Source organism: Micromonospora sp. NPDC047521 (assembly GCF_055587305.1).
The window spans coordinates 393,886-412,489 of record NZ_JBVJGN010000001.1 but is presented as its reverse complement, the minus strand read 5'-3'; the positions used below and the strand labels follow the sequence as shown (position 1 = coordinate 412,489).

Here is an 18,604-nt window from a genome sequence, read left to right as displayed (position 1 = left end):
GCGAAGCGCCCCGGCCCCACGGCCGGGGCGCTTCGTCGTGTCCCGGGGGCACTACGCTGCCGCTGTGACGAACCAGGAGATGCGTCTGTCGGTAGGCGCGTCACCCGGCCAACGCACGGTCGCGGTGGTGCTCGGCGTCCTCGGCGCGGCGGTCGGCGCGGCGTTCGTGCTGGTGCCCCTGATCGCCGGCGGGCTGCTGCGCCGGCTGACCGGCCCGGGCGACGCGTTCTCCTCCTACGAGGAGGCCCGGGACCTGCCGCCGGGAATGCTGCCGCCGGGCCTGCGGGACTCCGGCGGCGCGGACGGGCCCAGCCCGTTCGTCGGGCTGTGCGGCCTGCCCTTCGTCCTGCTCGGCGTCCACCTCGTCCTGCGGGTGCTCCGCACCGCCGCGTGGCTGGACGGCAGCCGTACGCGGGTGCGGGGTGCGTTCCGTACGCGCGCCGTCGACCTCGCCACAGCCCGGATCGAGGGCGGCGCGGTGTCGTACCGCGAGGTGGGAGACCCCGACCGGATGCGGAGCATCATCGCCACCGACCCGTCGAGCGGGCAGCGGGTCACCGTCCCGCTGCGCGGCATGGGGCTCGCCACGCTGCCCCCGTCCGAGCTGCTGGCGCTCGCCGACGCGATCACGACGGGCCGACCGGCCGACGGTCGGGACGGCGACGCCCACGCCGTCGCCGACCAGCTGCGCCGCCTGGCGGTCCGCGGCCGGTGAGCACGGTGGGACTGCTGGGGCGTACGAGGCAGATGAGACGCGACCCGGCCCTGGACAGGGCGCGGCCGGCGGTTCACCATCGGCGTATGGGATAGAGCGCGGGAGGTGCCATGGCCACCGGACCGGTCCAGCAGTCATCAGCCGTCACCAGGCCGTCCACCGCGCACAGGCATCCACCCGGGCTGCCCGCCCCTGATCCGTACCCCGTCGGCCTTCCCGGTGCGCCCCGGCCCGCCGGGCTCGCCGGCGACGTGCACGCCCTCGCCCGGGCCGTCGCCGTGCCGCCGACCGAGCCGCGCTGGCGCGAGGACCTGCTGCTTCGTCTGCGTCCGGTCGGGCACCGCTTCGCCGAGCACGTCCGGGTCACCGAAGGCCCGTCCGGTCTCTACCGCGAGCTGCTCACCCACTCGCCCCGGCTGCACCACGGGGTGCAGCTGTTGACAGGTGAGCACGGCGCGATCGTCGCCACCCTCCAGGCCGTGCAGCGGTTGGCGGAGCATCCCGACATCAGCCTCGACGAGGTACGGCACCGGGCCGGGTACCTGCTGCGGGCGCTGGCACGGCATCGACGGCGCGGCGCCGACCTGCTCTGGCAGGCGTACCAGACGGACCTCGGTGGCGAGACCTGACCACCGGTCGGGGAACCGGGGCGTCGACTGACGCGTCGTACCGGCATGCGTCGACCGGCCCTGCTCCTCGTACTCCCGCTGCTGATCACGGCGGGCTGCGCCCCGACGGACGCCGGCCCGGCGATCGGGTCCAGCGACCCGCCGCAACGGTCGGCGGCGTTCGACACGCGGGCCGCCGAGGTCGCCGGCGCGTGGCGACCCGACGAGACGTGGCGCAGCGGGTACGTCCCGTTGCAGGGTCCTACCGTGCTCGTCGGCGACCCGCGCTTCACGCCCGACACCGAGGCGGCGTTCCGGGCCGGCTGGTACCGCGAACAGGTCCCGATCCCGCCCACCCCGGCCAGCGGGGAGATCCGGTTCCCGGACGGCCGGCTGACCGTGCCGTTGGTAAGCGCGGCCGAGGCGTACCGGCAACTCGACAAGGGTGACCCGGAGCCGTGCCCGGGCCGGCCGAAACGACAGGGGCTACCGAGCCCCGGCGGCCCGACCGTCGAACCAGGACCGGACGGCTGGACCACCAGCGCGCCCCGGACGGCCTGCCTCGCGCTGACCGTCACCGGTGTGAAGCTCGGGAACGTGCCGGTCCGCACCAGCCGGGGTGAGGCGCAGGTGCCGGCCTGGCTGTTCACCATCGAGGAGCTGTCGACCCCGGTGGCCCGGCTCGCCGTGGCATCGACGGCTGTCACGCCGGTCCCCGAGCCCGCGGCGCCGCCCCGTCCGCTGCCGGACGGGCTGGTCGCCGCCCAGGACCTGGCGGCGGTCGACGGCGCGCGGCTGACCGTCCGGCTCGGAGTCGGCGCCTGCGACACAGGCATCACCCCGCTGGTGTGGGAGGGGCCGGACGCCGTGGTCGTGGGTGGCGGTGTCACCCGGTCCACAGGAGTCTGCCCCGACCTGCTCAAACTCGAACCGGTCACGGTGACCCTCGCGGCGCCGCTGGGCGCCCGCCCGGTGCTGGACGTCTTCACCGGCGCCCCGCTGTCGATCCCCGCACGCTGACCGACGGTCCGGTCAGAGAATGCTCGGCACCTCGGTGCTTATCGGCACCGGCACCACTGTGGGACGGTCGGCGCGCAGCCCGGCGGTGAGCGCCGCGCCGAGCTGGTCGGGGGTCTGGACCACCTCGGTGGCGCAGCCGTAGCCGGTCGCGATGGCGGTGATGTCCAACCCCGGCAGGTCCAGCCCCGGCACCCCGGGTGTCTCCTTCAACTCGGCGAACGCCTTGAGGATCGCGTACTGCCTGTTGACCGGGACGACGACCACCACCGGCAGTGACAGGCGCGCGGCGGTCCACAGCGCCTGCACCGAGTAGTGGAACGAACCGTCGCCGATCACCGCCACCACCGGCCGGCCCCGCCCGGTGTCCCGCTCGGCTAGGGCCACGCCTACCGCGGCCGGCAGGCCGTAGCCGAGGCCGCCGCTGGCCATCGTGAAGTACGACGCCGGCCGGGTGACCCGCAGTCGGCGGCGCAGCGCGGCCAGGTTGGACGGTGACTCCTGCACCAGCACCCCGTCGGCCGGCCAGTGCCCGGCCAGCGCGGCGAACAGGGCGTCGGCGGACAACGGCGTGCTGATGTCCGGCGCGGCCTGGGTGGCGCGGGGCACCGGGGGAGTCCGGTCGGCCTGCGGGAGCAGTTCCAGCAGCGCGGCCAGGGTCAGCCCGGGATCGCCGAGCAGGCTGTCCCCGACCGGGGCTCGCGCGGCCTCGTCGGGGTCGTCGGTGACGTGCAGCAGGCGGGTACCGGAGGGCAGGTGCTCGCCCGGCACGTACGGGTAGTAGCGGAACACCGGGGCGCCGACCACAAGCACCGTGTCGTACCCGTTCAGCGCCTCGGCCAGGGGCCCGATCGCGAACGGCAGGACGCCACGGAAGTGCGGGTGGTCCTCCGGGAAGACGGCCCGCTCAGGTGCCGGCGCCGACCAGACGGGCGCGGCCAGCCGCTCGGCAAGGGCGACCGCCTCCGACCAACTGCCGGAGCGGTCCACCCCCGGACCGAACACCAGCACCGGGTCGCGGCTGCCGGCCAGGATCCGGGCGAACTCGTCGAGGCGCCGCGGGTCCGGCCCGAACCGGGTGGCCACCGAACGCATCTCGGGTGCCGGCTCGGCGGGCTGGGCCCAGTCGTCCATCGGCAGCGACAGGAAGACCGGCCCGGCCGGGGGTTGCACAGCTGTCGCGTACGCCCGCAGCACCGCGCCGGGGATGTCCTGCGCCCGGGCCGGCTCGTAGGCCCACTTGACGTACGGCTGGGGCAGTTCGGTGGCCCGCCTGCTGGTCAGTCGGGGTTCGAGCAGCAGCATCTCCCGGGTCTGCTGGCCGGCCGTGATGATCAGCGGGGTTTTGTTGTGCCAGGCGGTGACCAGGTTGCCCATGCCGTTGCCGGTCCCCGGTGCGGTGTGCAGGTTGACGTGCGCCGGTACTCCGGCGGCCTGGGCGTAGCCGTCGGCCATCGCGACAGCCGTCGCCTCGTGCAGGGCATGGACGTAGTGGAAGTCGGCCGGGAAGTCCCGCAGGAACGGCTCCTCGGTCGACCCGGGGTTGCCGAAGACGGTGGTCATGCCGAGGGTGCGGAGCACGTCGTACGTCGCGTCCCGGACCGTTGCCATCGTCGCCTGCCTCCGTCTCGCGCGCAGGGACGACCGCGGTCGCCCTCCCGATCATCCGAATCTATCGGGATGTGACGGACCTTTCGGGCATTTCTCGAGCGCTTCGTCTCCGACGGCGGCTCAGGGCAGCGTGAAGGGCAGGGTGATGCCGTCGAGTGCCCGACCGCAGGCGCAGTCCTGGGCGGCCGGGAGCGCGGCCAGCGCGTCGAGCAGTACGTCCCGCAGCCGGTCGGTGTTCGCCGCGAAGACCTGGAACACCTCGTCCTGGGTGACCGAATCGCCCGCCTGGACTCCGGCGTCCAGGTCGGTGACCAGGGCGATCGACGAGTAGCAGAGGGCCAGCTCCCGGGCGAGGACCGCCTCCGGGTGGCCGGTCATGTTCACGACAGTGCCCCCGATCGAGGCGAACCAGCGCGACTCGGCCCGGGTGGAGAACCGCGGACCCTCGACCACCACCACCGTGCCGCCGTCCACTGCCGCGACATCCCGACCCGCTGCCGCGGCGAGCAGCGCGCGTCGGCCGTGCGGGCAGTACGGATCGGCGAACGGCACGTGCACCGCACCCCTGTCGTAGTAGGTCTGCGTCCGGCCGCTGGTCCGGTCGATCAACTGGTCCGGCACCACGAACGTGCCAGGTCCCAGTTCAGGGCGGAGCCCACCGACCGCGCAGGGGGCGAGCACCTGGCGTACGCCCAGCGAGCGCAGCGCCCAGAGATTGGCCCGGTAGGGGATCAGGTGCGGTGGATATCGATGGTCCCGACCGTGCCGGGGCAGAAACGCGACACGCCTCCCGGCCACCTCGGCGATGGTCACCGCGTCCGACGGCGGGCCGTACGGAGTGTCCAGCTCATGCGCGGTGCCGTCGAGGAGCGCGTACAGACCCGAACCGCCGATCACCGCCACGTCCGCCGTCGGCGCCATCGAACCTCCGTCGCAACTGTCCGATCACCTGCTGGTCAGACCTTAGCCACCGCCCGGGACGCAGGCTATGGTGCCAGGCATGGCGTTGACAGCGCGGTTGATCCCGATGCACCGTGCGGATCCGGTGGGCGACGGATCCCCGGTGCGGGCTCACGGTTGACGGGTGTGTGGGATGCAGGGAGAGGGCCAGGCGATCGGCGGACGAGCGATGGAGTCGATGACCGGGCGGCTGCTGGTCGCGACTCCGGCGCTCAAGGACCCGAACTTCGACCGTACGGTGGTGCTGCTTGTCGCCCACGAGCCGGGCGGCGCGCTCGGCGTGGTGCTGAACCGGGCCACCGAGGTGCCGGTCGCTGACGTACTCGGCGACTGGAGCGACCTGGCCCGCCACCCGGCGGTGCTCTTCGAGGGCGGCCCGGTGCAGCCCGACTCGGCCATCTGCCTGGCCCGGATGCGGCACCCGATGCGCCGGGTCAAGGGGTTCCACCAGGTGTCCGGCGCGGTCGGCACGATCGACCTGTCGGTCGACCCGGAGCGGCTGCGGGAGAGCATCGGCGGCATCCGGGTGTTCGCCGGCTACTCGGGCTGGGGCAGCGGCCAGTTGGAGCAGGAGATCGAGGACGGTTCCTGGTTCGTGCTGGACGCGCTGCCCGGTGACGCGTTCGTCGACCGTCCGGACGACCTGTGGCCGATGGTGCTGCGCCGGCAGGGCGGGATGATGGCGGCGGTGGCCCACTTCCCCCCGGACGTGGCGCTGAACTGACCCGGCGGTGGGGGCACCCCGCGAGATGACCATGCCGGCCGGTCTGTGTATAGTTTCCCAGTGCCCGGGCGACCGGGACGACAGCAAGGGGCCGTGGCGCAGCTGGTAGCGCACCACACTGGCAGTGTGGGGGTCAGGGGTTCGAGTCCCCTCGGCTCCACCTTGCGGACGCGGGTGAACGGCCCGGTTGATGATCATCAACCGGGCCGTTTCCTGTTGTCCATTCGACGCGAGGACGCCCTGACCGGAGTGACCCGGTCAGGGCGTTCGTCGACTGTATGTCCGGTAAGGGCGGGATCAGCCCTGGCGGCTCTTCCACTGCGGGTTAGCGCGGTTCACCACGACCACCCGGCCACGACGGCGGACCACCACCGAACCCGGCTTCTGCTTCAGCGCACGCAACGAGCTACGTACCTTCATCTCTGCCTCCTCGGCCTGGGGGTCTGGCCTGAATTCGTACCGCCTATCGGAACGCCGGGGCCGGCGTCACGATTCCCGACCAGCCGACGTCGAACCTTTGACCTTCCGCGCCCGTACCACTGCGCGGGAGGTCACGCCATGACCATGCGCCGAGTGCTAGCCGCCGTGCTGGTCGCTGCCGCGACCGTGCCGCTGGCCGGTACGCCCGCCGCCGCGCACGGCGCTCCTACCGGCCCGGTGAGCCGGGCGGCGGCCTGCGGACCGCAGGGCCGGTACGCGACGACAGCCGCCTGCCGGGCCGCCGTCCGGGCGGGCGCTGCCGTGCGCGAGTGGGACAACGTGCGCGTCGCCGCGATCAACGGCCGGGACCGGGAGCGGATCCCGGACGGCGAGCTGTGCAGCGGAGGCCTGTCCGCGTACCGGGGACTGGACCTGGCCCGGGCCGACTGGCCGTCCACCGAGCTGACCCCGGGCGCCACGTTCACCTTCCGGTACCGGACCACCATCGAGCACCGGGGCACCTTCCGGCTCTACGTGACACGCCCCGGCTACGACCCCCGCGAGCGGCTCACCTGGGCGGACCTGGAGGCGCGCCCCTTCCTCACGGTGACCGACCCGCCGGTGCGGGCCGAGGCGTACCAACTCGCGGGCCGGCTGCCGGCGGGCCGCGAGGGTCGGCACCTCATCTACACGATCTGGCAGAACTCCAACACACCGGACACCTACTACTCCTGCTCCGACGTGGTGTTCCGCAAGGCGAAGAGCAGTGCGACGAAGAGTGCGCCCGTTGCTCCGCGTACCGCCGCGAGCCGGCCGGCCGGCACCGAACCGGAGGTGGTGGCGGCGGCCGACCCGGGCGTGCCTGTGGCGTCGGTGACCGACCTCGGCGCCCGGTGGCCGGTGCTGGCCGGCGCTGCCACCGTGCTGCTGGCGTTGCTGATCACCGCCGGCTGGCGACGCCGGAGCGTTGCGACCCCTGTCGGTCGGCAGTGCGGGGTACGCAACCACCGGGCCGGGCGGCGCCGGATCTGGTGACCCGACCCGCCCGACACCCGGTGGCGCTCAGCCCAGGTGCCGGTCGAACGGCACCTGGCCGGCCTCACCCGAGGTTCAGCTCGAACGTGTCGGCGCTTGCCCCGCCGCCGCAGGTGAGCGCCCCCGCCACGAAGTAGCCGCGATCGCCGACCCGGGCAGCGCCCAATCCGTGCCGGCCCTGCGGCAACGGCGAAAGCGTGGTCCAGCGGTCCTTGCGGGGGTCGTACGCCGTCACGTCGTCGTAGGTGGTCTCGTCCGGCCTGCACTCGCCGCCGGCGTACACGATCCGGCCGTTGAGCACGACTGCGGCGCCGGCGGAGCGGGGCGTCGGCAATGGGGCTGCCCTGCTCCACCGTCGGGTCCGGGTGTCGTAGACGTCATGGCGTGCGAGGTTGTCCTCCCCGTCTGCGACCCGGCCGCCGAACACGTGCACGCGATCGCCGAGGACGGCGACTCCCGCGTGGTCGCGCGGCTCGACCGGCAGTGGCTCGGCCGTGGACCAGCTGCGCCGCGCCGGGTCGTACGTCAGGTGGGTCCGGACGGTGCCGTACCCCATGGAGATCGGCGGATCCGGCAGCGTCACGACGGTGTGCGAGTCCCGTCCGCCGAGCAGGTGCAGCTTTCCGTTCACCGCCGCGACGCCGACCGAGCCCAGCTTCTGGGGCATGTCCGGCAGCCGGCTCCAGGCGTCGCGCAGCGGGTCGTAGGCGTAGGCCACCTGCTGCGGGTGCATGTGCACGATGTCGGTGAAGCCGCCGAAGGCGTACAGCTTTCCGTTCAGCCCGGCCACGCCGACGTGCGTGAGGGGGCGCGGCAGGGGTGCGTGTTGCCGCCACCTGTCGGTACGCGGGTCGTAGCTGGTCACCAGGGTCGTCGCCCACGTTGGCTGCTCGTCGCCGTTCTGCACGGTGCCACCGACGACATAGGCGCGGCCGTCGAGCGCGGCCACCCCTACCTCTGCCCGTGCCGTGTTCATCGGCGCCCTGTCGCTCCACACAGCTCGATCGTGGCTGGCGGGTGATTGTGCCTGCGCGCTGCCGGCCGACGTCACCTGCCCGAGGCCGGCGACGGACAACGCCGCTGCCGCCAACGTCGCCGCGACGATGCGATGGTTCCTCTTCAACTCTGCTCCAAAGTGGGTAGTGGTCGACGGCTCGGTGGTGCGGTGTGTCATGGCCGAGGCGCGATCGGGGCCTTCGCGTGGCGACCCCAGGCGACGAAGAGCGCGAGCGCGATGAACAGGACATTGACGGGCGTGTCCGCGGCCTCTCCCCGGGAGAGGTGGAAGACGATCGCGGAGGCTTGCAGCGTGACGCACCCGAGAGCCGCGAGCACTGTCACGCCGGGCCTGATCCGGGTGAGCGAGGGCAGGAGCACGCCGATCCCGCCGAGGATGTCGAGTGCGGCGGTCGCGTAGAACAGGCCCGGTGGGACCTCGCCTGCCCAGGCGAACGCCTCGGCGACCCGCTCGATGGGCGTGACGGTTTTCCAGACGCCGCCGCCCGCGAAGATCAGCGCGAGGGCTCCCTGGGCGGCCCACAGGCCGATGGTGAGTGCGCGGACAGGCTGTGTCGGCAGCGTTTGTGCAGGGTCGGTCATCATGAGTTCCTCTCGGGGAAGCGCGCTCCAAAACTAGCCTAGTCGCTCAGTAATGGACAGCCGGTTCAGAAGTTGTCGGATGGTTTGGCTGTTCGGTAGGGTCGGTGATCGTGGAAAAGGAAGCCGACAGCGTCGATCCGAGGGTTCAGCGGACCCGGCGGGATGTCGTCGACGCGGCCACGGCGCTGTTCCTGGAGCAGGGTTGGGCGGCGGTGACCCACGCCGAAATCGCGCGCCGGGCGGGCTACTCCAAGGCGACCCTCTATGCACACTGGCCAACGCGCCTGGACCTGGTTCGGGCGTCGGTCGATCAGATGTGTGCCGCGGTCGGGCACCCCCAGTTGACCGGCGACCTACGCCACGACCTGATAGCGGGCTTGCTCGACTTCGGGCAGGACCTCGCCGACGGGCATCTGGTCAGGGTCTTCGGCGGGCTCCTTGAGCGGGCCGGCAGTGACCCCGTCGTCGATGAGCTGCGCGAGCGGCTCTACGCGGCCGGGACCCGCTCGCTGGACTCGGCCCTCCGCTCTCACCTGCGGGCCGAGGATGTCGAGCCTTCGCTGGCGCTCCTGGTGGGCGGGGTGCTCGTGCGCGCGGGTTTCCAGGCTCGACCGGCGGATCGGCCCTTCGTCGAAGACCTTGTCGATCGGGTCCTGGCCGCGGCGAGGCGGGACGACGTGCGATAACCGTCCGGCCGTTGCCGGGACGCCCTGCCCAACAACCGCGTTGGCCGGCACCCCGGGAAGGGTGCCGGCCAACGTCGTGTCGCGGTATCGCGGGCGCTCAGCCCAGCAGTCGGTCGATCTCGGCCAGTTCCTCGGCGGAGAAGTCGAGGTTGGCGAGCGCGGCGACATTGGTCTCCAACTGCTCGACGCTGCTCGCCCCGATGATGAGGCTTGTCATCCGCGGGTCACGCAGCGCCCAGGCCAGCGCGAGCTGCGCGAGTGACTGGCCGCGCCGCTCGGCGAGCCCGCCGAGCCCCCGGATGGTGGCCATCTTCTCGTCGCTGAGGTCGCTCTCGTTGAGAAAGACGCTGGTACGCACCCGCGAGTCCGCCGGGATGCCGCCCAGGTAGCGGTCGGTCAGCAGGCCCTGAGCGAGCGGGCTGTACGCGATGCAACCGGCGCCTACCTGCTCCAGCGTGTCGAGCAGGCCGTCGTCCTCGGTCCAGCGGTTGAGCATCGAGTACGACGGCTGGTTGATCAGCAGCGGCGTGCCAAGCTCGCGCAGGATCGCGGCCGCCCGCGTCGTCTGCTCCGAGTCGTAGTTCGAGATGCCCACGTAGAGCGCCTTGCCGGAGCGGACGACGGCGTCCAGCGCGCCCATCGTCTCTTCGAGGGGGGTGTCCGGGTCGAACCGGTGCGAGTAGAAGATGTCGACGTAGTCGAGCCCCATCCGGCCCAGCGACTGGTCCAAGGAGGAGATCAGGTTCTTGCGCGAGCCCCACTCGCCGTACGGTCCGGGCCACATGAGGTAGCCGGCCTTGCTGGAGATGACCAGCTCGTCCCGGTACGGCTTCAGGTCGGTGGCGAGCAGCCGGCCGAAGTTCTCCTCCGCCGAGCCGGGCGGCGGGCCGTAGTTGTTGGCCAGGTCGAAGTGGGTGACACCCAGGTCGAAGGCGCGCCGGACGATGTCGCGCTGCCGTTCGAACGGGCGGTCCGGGCCGAAGTTGTGCCACAGCCCGAGGGAGACGGCGGGCAGCCGCAGGCCACTGCGTCCACTGCGCCGGTAGGTCATGGTGTCGTAGCGGTCATCCGCGGCGAGGTAGGTCACGATCATGAGCCTAGCTCCGGCCGGCGGTGCCGGAGATCGGGCTTGCGAAGCCGGACAGCGGGGTAGTTTCGACGCCATGCGGTTCATCTCGCTCGACACCCCCAAGCCGTTGTCCAAGATCGGGTTGGGCACCTGGCAGTTCGGCTCCCGGGAGTGGGGCTACGGGTCGGACTTCGAGCGGCAGGCGGCCCAGATCGTCCGGCGGGCCGTGGAGTTGGGCGTCACGGTGTTCGACACCGCCGAGATCTACGGCTTCGGCCGCAGCGAACGGATCCTCGGTGCCGCCCTCGGCGACGACCGGCCAAAGGTCACCGTCGCGTCCAAGATCTTTCCGGTGGTGCCGGTGGCCGCCGTGGTGCAGCAACGGGCGGTCGCCTCGGCGGCCCGGCTCGGCGTCACCCGCATCGACCTCTACCAGGTGCACCAGCCCCACCCGCTGGTCGCCGACCACACCACCATGCGCGGCATGCGTGTGTTGCAGGACGTCGGGCTGGTCGCCGAGGTCGGGGTGAGCAACTACGGGCTGCGCCGGTGGCAGGTCGCCGAGGCGGCGCTCGGCCGGCGGGTGCTCAGCAACCAGGTCCGCTACAGCATGCTCGACCGCGGCCCCGAACAGGACCTGCTGCCGTACGCGCGGCAGGCCGGCCGGGTCGTCATCGCGTACAGCCCGCTGGCCCAGGGTTTCCTCTCCGGCCGCTACGACGCGAAGAACCCGCCCTCCGGCGCGGTCCGGCGGGCCAACCCGTACTTCCTGCCGGAAAACCTGGAACGCGGGGCCACCCTGATCGAGACGCTGCGCCAGGTCGCCGACGCGCACGACGCCACCCCCAGCCAGATCGCGCTCGCCTATCTGCTGCGCCACCCGAACGTGCTGGCCATCCCCGGCGCGTCAGGGGTGGAGCAGATGGAACGCAACGCCGCCGCCGCGGACATCGACCTCGCCGACGACGAGTACGCGGCGCTCGCCGAGGCCGCGAAACGCTTCCGACCGGTCACCGGCCTCGCCGCGATGCCCGCCATGGTGCGCGCCCGGTTCGCCGGCTCAACGGGAAAGTGAGCACAGTGGACGACATCACCGCGCTGATCCTGGACGACCACGCCGCCTTCCGGCGCGGCTTCGCCCGCCTCGACGACGCCCGCGACGAGCAGGAACTGCTCGCCATCTGGGACGCCCTCGCCCTGCACCTGGACATCCACGCCGAGGCGGAGGAGGCCATCCTCTACCCGCACCTGGTCAAACACGGCGACGACGGCGAGGACGAGACAGCCGACGCGATAGGCGACCACAACAAGATCCGCGACGCCATCGCCGAGTCGAAGCTGCACCCGGTCGGCTCGAAGCAGTGGTGGGAGGCAGTCGGCACGGCCCGCCGGGAGAACAGCGAGCACCTGGCCGAGGAGGAGGACGAGGCCCTGCCCGACTTCCGCCGGCACGCCAGCTTCGAGCTGCGTGCCGAGTTGGGCCAGCGCTGGCTGACCTTCTACGGCGAGCACAAGAACGGCCGCGACCTGCCGTTCCGCGACAAGGACCCGCAGGAGTACGTCGCCGACCACCGCTGAGATCTCCCCGCTGCGGGGGAGTCGCGCCGCGGGGTGAGCGCAGCAGAATGATCGCATGACCTTCCGCGCGGCACTGGCCCCGCTGGTGGCCGGCAGCACCTGGCGACGCGGAGTTTTCCTGCTGCTCGGTGGTGTGCTGGCGCTGCCGTACGGGGTCCTCGCGGTGACCTTCGCGCAACTGCTCACCGACTCGACGATCCCCCGCCCACTGGTGTACGCCCTCCTGGTGATCGCGGGGCTGATCGCCGTGGTGCCGCTGCTGCTGGACGGCAGCCGGGCCCTGGAGATCGCCGCCGTACGGGCGCTGCTCGGCGTCGACCTGCCCGACCCCGCGCCCGGGCACCGCGGCGACCGGGAGAGCCGCCTGCGCAGCGCGCTCTGGATCGCCACGCACCTCACCATCGGCGCGCTGGTGATGATCGCGCTGTTCAGCGCGCTGCCGATGGCGCTGGCGTTCATCGCCCAGCAGTTCGGAGTGGGCGCCGAGATGACCAGCCGGGAGCGGTTCGGCCCGCTGGACGGACGGGACGGCGGCTGGCTGACTCTGACCGGGGTGGCCCTGCTCGTCGGCCTCGGCTACGCGGTCGCCGGGCTCGGCGCCCTGGCCGTGTCGATGGCGCCTGTGCTGCTCGGCCCCGCACAGGCGGAGCGGATCGCCGCGCTGGAGGCGCGGGCCACCCGGCTGGCCGAACGCAACCGACTGGCCCGGGAACTGCACGACTCGGTAGGTCACGCGCTGACCGTGGCCACCCTCCAGGCCGGCGCGGCCCGCGAGGTGCTCGACACCGATCCGGAGTTCGTCAGGCGGGCGCTCGCCGCCATCGAGGAGGCTGGACGGACCGCGATGGACGAGCTGGACCACGTGCTCGGGCTGCTCCGCGAGACAGGTGGCGCCAGGCCACCTGCGGCGCCGCAACGTACCCTCGCCGACCTGGACCGGCTGGTCGCCGACACACGCGCGGCCGGGCTGACCGTGCACGCGCAGCGCGTCGGCGACCCGGCGCGACTGCCCGCGATCGTCTCCCGGGAGGGCTACCGGATTGTCCAGGAGGGACTGACCAACGCCGCCCGGTACGGGTGCGGGCCTGTGACGTTGCGCCTGGACCTGCGGCCGGACGCGCTGGAGCTGGAGCTGGTCAACACGATGAGCCGCCCCGACCGGGCCGACACGGGGCGGTCCGGTCGGGGTCTGGACGGTATGCGGGAACGGGTGCTGCTGCTCGGCGGTGGACTCACCGTGGGCCCGGACGGCGACCGCTGGCTGATCCGGGCCCGACTGCCCTACGAGGACGCACGATGACCACTGGTGTGCTCATCGTCGACGACGACGAGTTGATCCGGGTCGGGCTGCGGGCCATCATCGACGCCCAACCCGACCTGCGGGTGCTCGCCGAGGCCGCCGACGGCGCCGAGGTCCCGCCCCTTGTCGCCCGGCACCGGCCCGACGTGGTGCTGATGGACGTACGGATGCCAGGCATCGACGGCATCCAGGCCACCCGCCACCTGCTGGCCACCTCGGCCGACCCGCCCCGGGTGCTGGTGGTCACCACGTTCGCCAACGACGAGTACGTCTACGAGGCGCTGCGCGCCGGCGCCTCCGGCTTCCTGCTCAAACGGGCCCGACCCGCCGAGGTGGTGGAGGCCGTCCGGGTCGTCGCGGCGGGCGAGTCGCTGCTCTTCCCGGCCGCGATCCGCCAGCTGGTCGGGGCGTACGGGCCCGTCGGCGGCGACCGGCTGCGCGCGGCCCGGCTCACCGAGCGCGAGGCCGAGGTGCTGCGGCTGATGACCACCGGCAGGTCCAACCCGGAGATCGCCGCGCACCTGGTGGTAGGGGTGGAGACGGTCAAGACGCACGTCGGCAACGTGCTGGCCAAGCTGGGTGTCCGGGACCGTACGCAGGCCGTGATCGCCGCCTACGAGTCCGGCTTCGTCACCCCGTCCGGCTGACCGGTCCCCCACCCGGGGGAGCGGATTCACCGCGGGCCGGGAGGGATCCGGCGGGCTGTCGGCCGAGGCTCAGAGCATGACGACGATCACTGCTCTCCGAGCCCGTACCGGCTCCCGCTGGCCCGACCGACTCGCCCCACTGGCCGCCGGCTGGCTCGGCCTGTGGGGCGTACTCGCCCTGATCGGCACACTCACCGGCGCCGGCTATCCGTTCGGCGCGAACGACACGCACGGCGGCGACGTCAACCTGCTGCGCCTGGTGCCGGTGGACCTGGCCACCCCGCTCTTCGCCGGCGTCCTGCTCACCGCCGCGGTGGCCGCCCTGGCCATGAGCCGCCCCGCGGTCCACCCGCCCGGTCCGCTGCGGGCGCTGCTCGCCGGCTACGCCTGGGCTGTGGCGTTCGGACTCGCCGTCGTCGTCCCGGACGCCCGGGTGCTGATCGTCCTCGGCTACCTGCCGATCCTGCTCGTCGGCGCGCCGTTCGGCTGGCCGCCGATCGAGTACTCCGACGTCTTCAACTGGGCGCTGTTCGGCAGGTTCGCCGCGCTGGCCGGCGGGCTGCTGCTGGCCGGGGCCGCGCTCGCCTGGCAGCGCCGCACCGCAGGGGCCTGCGTCGGTTGCGGGCGGGACGGCACCGACCGGGGGTGGACCACCCCGGCCGCCGCCGCGCGCTGGGGTCGGTGGGCCGCCGGCATCGCGGCGGCGATTCCGCTGACGTACGCGGTGACCCGGTTCGCCTGGGCGGCGGGCATCCCGCTCGGCGTCTCCCGCGAGTTCCTGACCGAGATGCAGGACACCGGACTGGTCTGGGCCGGGTTCGGGCTGGGCGCCTTCGCCACCGTCGGCGCGATCCTCACCCTCGGCCTGGTGCAGCGTTGGGGCGAGCGGTTCCCACGCTGGATGGTCGAGCTCGCCGGTCGCCGGGTGCCGGTGCTGCTTGCCGTGGTGCCGGCCACCCTGGTCGCCATCGCGGTGACCGCGGCCAGCCTGGGGCTGCTCAGCAACCCGAAGTTCTGGGAGCTCACCGGCGGGGTCAGCCTGACCGGGGCGCCGATGCTGCTCTGGCCGCTGTGGGGTGTGGCGCTCGGCGCGGCCACGTACGCGTACCACAGGCGCCGCCGGGGAGCCTGCCGGCGCTGCGGCCGGGGCTGAGGTGGGATCGGGGGTGCCCCCGCGATGCCGGGGCACCTCCGCGAATGTGAGCTAGCGTGGGTCGGGTGACTGCGCCTAACCCGGTAATCCCGGTTCCACCGGCCGACCTGCCCGGCACGCTCGGCGCGCTACGGGCGGCCGGTCACCAGTACCGCACCGTCAAGCAGGAACTCCGCGACAACCTCCTCGCCCGGATGCGCTCCGGCGAGCCCCGTTTCCCAGGCATCGTCGGCTACGACGACAGCGTGCTGCCCGAGGTCGAGCGCGCGCTGCTCGCCGGGCACGACATGGTGCTTCTCGGTGAGCGCGGCCAGGGCAAGACCCGTCTGATCCGCTCGCTCGGCGCGCTGCTCGACGAGTGGACCCCCGTCATTCCCGGCTCGGTGCTCAACGAGCACCCGATGCACCCGCTCACCCCGGCGTCCCGTGCCCAGGTCGCGGAGGCCGGCGACGACCTGCCGGTCGGCTGGCTGCACCGCTCGATGCGCTACGGCGAGAAGCTGGCCACCCCGGACACCAGCGTCGGCGACCTGATCGGTGACGTCGACCCGATCCGGATCGCCCAGGGTCGTACGCTCGGCGACCCGGAGACCATTCACTTCGGGCTGGTACCCCGTACCAACCGGGGGATCTTCGCCGTCAACGAGCTGCCCGACCTGGCCGAACGGATCCAGGTTGCCCTGCTCAACGTGCTGGAGGAGCGGGACATCCAGGTCCGTGGCTACCAGCTGCGCCTGCCCTTGGATCTGCTCCTGGTGGCCAGCGCCAACCCGGAGGACTACACCAACCGGGGCCGGATCATCACCCCGCTCAAGGACCGGTTCGGCGCGGAGATCCGTACCCACTACCCGGTCGACCTGGACCTGGAGCTGGCGCTGATCCGGCAGGAGGCCGACCTGGTCGCCGAAGTGCCGGAGCACGTGCTGGAGGTGCTGGCCCGGTTCGCCCGCGCGGTACGCGAGTCGCCGTCGGTGGACCCGCGCTCCGGCGTCTCCGCCCGGTTCGCCATCGCCGCCGCCGAGACCGTCGCCGGTGCCGCGCTGCGCCGCGCCGGACTGCTCGCCGCCTCCGCCGATGCGGACGACCGGCCGGAGGCCGCAGTGGCCCGCGTCGGGGACGCCGTGTCGGTGACCAGCACGCTGCGCGGCAAGGTGGAGTTCGAGAGCGGCGAGGAGGGGCGGGAGATCGAGATCCTCGCCCACCTGCTGCGCACCGCCACCGCCGAGACGTTCCGGGCGCACCTGTCCGGGCTGGACCTGTCCGGCTTCACCGCCCTCGTCGACGACGGTGCGGCGATCGAGACCGGCGAGCTGGTAAGCGCCGCCGAGCTGCTGCGCCAGGTTGGCACCGTACCGGGGCTGGCGAAGGTCCTGGACCGGCTCGACCTGGGCGACGCGCCCACCCCGGAGGAGGCTGCCGCCGCCGTCGAGTTCGTGCTGGAAGGGCTGCACCTGACCCGTCGGCTCGGCAAGGACGTCACCGACTCCGGGCGCACCGTCTACGGCGGCCGGGGCTGACCGTGGCCGGCAACCGGTTCCGGTACGGGCAGTGGAACGGCGGGCCCGACCCGCTCGCACCCCCGTACGACGTGCGTGCGGCGGTCGACGCGGTCGGCGCCGAGGTGCTGGCCGGCGGCAGCCTGCGCGAGGCGCTGCGTGACCTGCTGCGCCGGGGCCCGCAGGGGCGCGCCGGCCTGGACGACCTGGCCGCCCGGGCGCGGCGACTGCGCCGCGAGGCGATGCGTCGGGGCGATCTGGACGGCGCGGTGACCCGTGCCCAGGCACTGCTCGACCAGGCCCTCGCCGCCGAACGGGACGAGCTGCGGGGCCGCGACGACGACGCGGCGCGGTTCGCCGAGGCGGTGCTGGACAACCTGCCCCGCTCCACGGCGCGGGCGGTGCAGGAGCTGTCCGGCTACCAGTGGGCGAGCGAGGACGCCCGCCACTCGTACCAGCAGATCCTCGACCAGCTCCGCGACGACGTGCTCGGTCAGCGCTTCGCGGGGCTGCGCGACGCGGTCCGCGCGTCCGCCGACCCGGCCGCCCAGCAGCGGCTCGGCGAGATGATGGGCGACCTGAACGACCTGCTGGCCCGGCACGCCCGCGCGGAGGACACCACCGACGCGTTCGCCGAGTTCATGCGCCGGCACGGCGACTTCTTCCCGGAGAAGCCGGAGACCGTCGATGAGTTGATCGACGTGCTGGCGCGTCGCGCGGCGGCCGGCGAGCGGCTGATGAACTCGCTGTCCGAGCGGCAGCGCGCCGAACTGGCCGGCCTCATGCAGCAGTCGCTCGGCGACCGCCTCGCCGGGGAGCTGTCCGCGCTCGACGCGAACCTGCGGTCGTTGCGGCCCGACCTGCGGTGGGGCCGTGGTGAGCGGGTCCGCGGCGACCAGCCGTTGGACTACGCCGACGCGGCCGGCGCGCTCGGTGAGATCGGCGAGTTGGACGACCTGCTGGACCAGCTCGACCAGGAGCACCCCGGCGCCACGCTGGACGACGTGGACGTCGACGCGGTGGCCCGTACGCTCGGTCGGGACGCCGCCGACGACGTCCGCCGGCTACGCGAGCTGGAGCGGGAGCTGCGTCGGCAGGGCTGGGTGAGCCGGGACGCGGACGGGCTGACGCTGAGCCCGAAGGCGCTGCGCCGGCTCGGCGGGACCGCCCTGCGGCGGGTCTTCGCCGACCTGACCGCCGGACCCCGGGGCCAGCACGACCTGCGTTCGGCGGGTGCGGCGGGCGAGGTCAGCGGCGCGTCCCGCCCCTGGGAGTACGGCGACGAGCAGCCGCTGGACGTCGTCCGCACGCTGACCCGGGCGGTCCGCCGGGCCGGTCCGACGGTTCCGCTGCAACTCGCCGCCGACGACTTCGAGGTGGTGGAGACCGAGAAACGCGCCTCGGCGGCGGTGGTGCTCTGCGTCGACCTGTCGTACTCGATGATCTCCCAGGGTCGTTGGGGGCCGATGAAGCAGACGGCGCTGGCGCTGGCGCACCTGATGGAGACGCGTTTCCCGCAGGACGCGTTGCAGATCGTCGGCTTCGGTCGGGAGGCGATGACGCTCACCCAGCAGGAGTTGGCGGCGGTGGAGCCGGACATGGAGCAGGGCACGAACCTCCAGCACGCGTTGCGGCTGGCGGGGCGGCACCTGCGCCGGCACTCGGACGCCGAGCCGGTGGTGCTGGTGGTCACCGACGGTGAGCCGACCGCGCACCTGGACCCGGACGACGGGGAGGCGCTGTTCCACTGGCCGCCGCTGCCGGAGACCATCGAGGCGACCGTCCGGGAGGTGGACCGGTTGAGCCGCTACGGCGCGACGCTCAACCTGTTCATGCTCGGCGACGACCCTGGCCTGCGCCGGTTCGTCGACGCGGTGGCCCGCCGCAGCCGGGGCCGCATGTTCACCCCGGACACCGACGACCTGGGCGAGTACGTGGTCAGCGACTACCTCCGCTCCCGCCAATCCCGCCGCTAAGTCCCGCCGG

19 protein-coding genes and 1 tRNA gene are annotated in these 18,604 nt (G+C 72.9%); 14 read left to right on the top strand and 6 right to left on the bottom strand.

Going from position 1 to position 18,604, the window contains the following annotated elements; genetic code table 11:
- Positions 1-64 precede the first annotated feature (64 nt).
- The 3 genes from ACZ6N8_RS01955 to ACZ6N8_RS01945 all read left to right on the top strand — a co-directional run bounded on the left by ACZ6N8_RS01955 (position 65) and on the right by ACZ6N8_RS01945 (position 2,343).
- Positions 65-715, top strand: a complete 651-nt coding sequence (locus tag ACZ6N8_RS01955; protein ID WP_466006924.1) for a hypothetical protein — start codon at positions 65-67, stop codon at positions 713-715.
- Between the two features lie 110 nt (positions 716-825).
- On the top strand, positions 826-1,344 hold the full coding sequence (locus ACZ6N8_RS01950) for a hypothetical protein (RefSeq protein WP_466006923.1): 519 nt from the start codon (positions 826-828) through the stop codon (positions 1,342-1,344).
- A 45-nt stretch (positions 1,345-1,389) separates the two neighbouring features.
- On the top strand, positions 1,390-2,343 hold the full coding sequence (locus ACZ6N8_RS01945) for a hypothetical protein (protein WP_466006922.1): 954 nt from the start codon (positions 1,390-1,392) through the stop codon (positions 2,341-2,343).
- Between the two features lie 12 nt (positions 2,344-2,355).
- On the opposite strand, the gene mdlC is transcribed toward ACZ6N8_RS01945, so the two are convergent.
- Positions 2,356-3,951, bottom strand: coding sequence for a benzoylformate decarboxylase (gene mdlC / locus ACZ6N8_RS01940; protein ID WP_466006921.1), 1,596 nt, complete (start codon positions 3,949-3,951; stop codon positions 2,356-2,358).
- 120 nt (positions 3,952-4,071) lie between these two features.
- Complete coding sequence (locus tag ACZ6N8_RS01935; RefSeq protein ID WP_387112089.1) at positions 4,072-4,872, bottom strand: S-methyl-5'-thioadenosine phosphorylase; 801 nt, start codon at positions 4,870-4,872, stop codon at positions 4,072-4,074.
- 172 nt (positions 4,873-5,044) lie between these two features.
- Here ACZ6N8_RS01935 and ACZ6N8_RS01930 point away from each other — a divergent pair, with 172 nt between their 5' ends.
- Together ACZ6N8_RS01930 and ACZ6N8_RS01925 are read left to right on the top strand one after the other, a co-directional pair.
- Positions 5,045-5,635: a YqgE/AlgH family protein gene (locus ACZ6N8_RS01930; RefSeq protein ID WP_357980217.1), complete on the top strand. Its 591-nt coding sequence runs from the start codon at positions 5,045-5,047 to the stop codon at positions 5,633-5,635.
- Positions 5,636-5,722: 87 nt separating this feature from the next.
- Positions 5,723-5,795, top strand: a tRNA-Ala gene (locus ACZ6N8_RS01925).
- Between the two features lie 137 nt (positions 5,796-5,932).
- Here ACZ6N8_RS01925 and ACZ6N8_RS01920 read toward each other — a convergent pair.
- Positions 5,933-6,055, bottom strand: a complete 123-nt coding sequence (locus ACZ6N8_RS01920; protein ID WP_030490864.1) for a 50S ribosomal protein L36 — start codon at positions 6,053-6,055, stop codon at positions 5,933-5,935.
- Between the two features lie 138 nt (positions 6,056-6,193).
- On the opposite strand from ACZ6N8_RS01920, the gene ACZ6N8_RS01915 reads away from it, so the two are divergent.
- On the top strand, positions 6,194-7,090 hold the full coding sequence (locus ACZ6N8_RS01915; RefSeq protein WP_466006920.1) for a lytic polysaccharide monooxygenase auxiliary activity family 9 protein: 897 nt from the start codon (positions 6,194-6,196) through the stop codon (positions 7,088-7,090).
- Positions 7,091-7,154: 64 nt separating this feature from the next.
- On the opposite strand, the gene ACZ6N8_RS01910 is transcribed toward ACZ6N8_RS01915, so the two are convergent.
- Together ACZ6N8_RS01910 and ACZ6N8_RS01905 are read right to left on the bottom strand one after the other, a co-directional pair.
- The gene (locus ACZ6N8_RS01910) at positions 7,155-8,213 is read right to left on the bottom strand and encodes a Kelch repeat-containing protein (protein ID WP_466006919.1); all 1,059 of its coding nucleotides are present in this window, start codon (positions 8,211-8,213) and stop codon (positions 7,155-7,157) included.
- A 47-nt stretch (positions 8,214-8,260) separates the two neighbouring features.
- Entirely contained in the window at positions 8,261-8,689 is a 429-nt protein-coding gene (locus ACZ6N8_RS01905; RefSeq protein ID WP_466006918.1) for a DoxX family protein, read from the bottom strand.
- A gap of 110 nt (positions 8,690-8,799) precedes the next feature.
- On the opposite strand from ACZ6N8_RS01905, the gene ACZ6N8_RS01900 reads away from it, so the two are divergent.
- Complete coding sequence (locus ACZ6N8_RS01900) at positions 8,800-9,375, top strand: TetR/AcrR family transcriptional regulator (protein ID WP_466006917.1); 576 nt, start codon at positions 8,800-8,802, stop codon at positions 9,373-9,375.
- Between the two features lie 97 nt (positions 9,376-9,472).
- On the opposite strand, the gene mgrA is transcribed toward ACZ6N8_RS01900, so the two are convergent.
- Entirely contained in the window at positions 9,473-10,468 is a 996-nt protein-coding gene (mgrA, locus tag ACZ6N8_RS01895) for an L-glyceraldehyde 3-phosphate reductase (RefSeq protein WP_466006916.1), read from the bottom strand.
- A 70-nt stretch (positions 10,469-10,538) separates the two neighbouring features.
- Here mgrA and ACZ6N8_RS01890 point away from each other — a divergent pair, with 70 nt between their 5' ends.
- From ACZ6N8_RS01890 to ACZ6N8_RS01860, 7 genes are all read left to right on the top strand, one after another.
- The gene (locus ACZ6N8_RS01890) at positions 10,539-11,519 is read left to right on the top strand and encodes an aldo/keto reductase (protein WP_466006915.1); all 981 of its coding nucleotides are present in this window, start codon (positions 10,539-10,541) and stop codon (positions 11,517-11,519) included.
- A gap of 5 nt (positions 11,520-11,524) precedes the next feature.
- Complete coding sequence (locus ACZ6N8_RS01885) at positions 11,525-12,022, top strand: hemerythrin domain-containing protein (protein WP_466006914.1); 498 nt, start codon at positions 11,525-11,527, stop codon at positions 12,020-12,022.
- 55 nt (positions 12,023-12,077) lie between these two features.
- On the top strand, positions 12,078-13,322 hold the full coding sequence (locus ACZ6N8_RS01880) for a histidine kinase (protein WP_466006913.1): 1,245 nt from the start codon (positions 12,078-12,080) through the stop codon (positions 13,320-13,322).
- Entirely contained in the window at positions 13,319-13,969 is a 651-nt protein-coding gene (locus ACZ6N8_RS01875) for a response regulator transcription factor (RefSeq protein ID WP_357980237.1), read from the top strand. Before ACZ6N8_RS01880 ends, ACZ6N8_RS01875 begins: the two co-directional genes overlap by 4 nt.
- Positions 13,970-14,045: 76 nt before the next feature.
- On the top strand, positions 14,046-15,122 hold the full coding sequence (locus tag ACZ6N8_RS01870; protein ID WP_466006912.1) for a hypothetical protein: 1,077 nt from the start codon (positions 14,046-14,048) through the stop codon (positions 15,120-15,122).
- Between the two features lie 56 nt (positions 15,123-15,178).
- Complete coding sequence (locus ACZ6N8_RS01865; protein ID WP_466006911.1) at positions 15,179-16,639, top strand: magnesium chelatase; 1,461 nt, start codon at positions 15,179-15,181, stop codon at positions 16,637-16,639.
- 2 nt (positions 16,640-16,641) lie between these two features.
- The gene (locus ACZ6N8_RS01860) at positions 16,642-18,594 is read left to right on the top strand and encodes a vWA domain-containing protein (RefSeq protein ID WP_466006910.1); all 1,953 of its coding nucleotides are present in this window, start codon (positions 16,642-16,644) and stop codon (positions 18,592-18,594) included.
- The last annotated feature ends 10 nt before the right edge of the window (positions 18,595-18,604 follow it).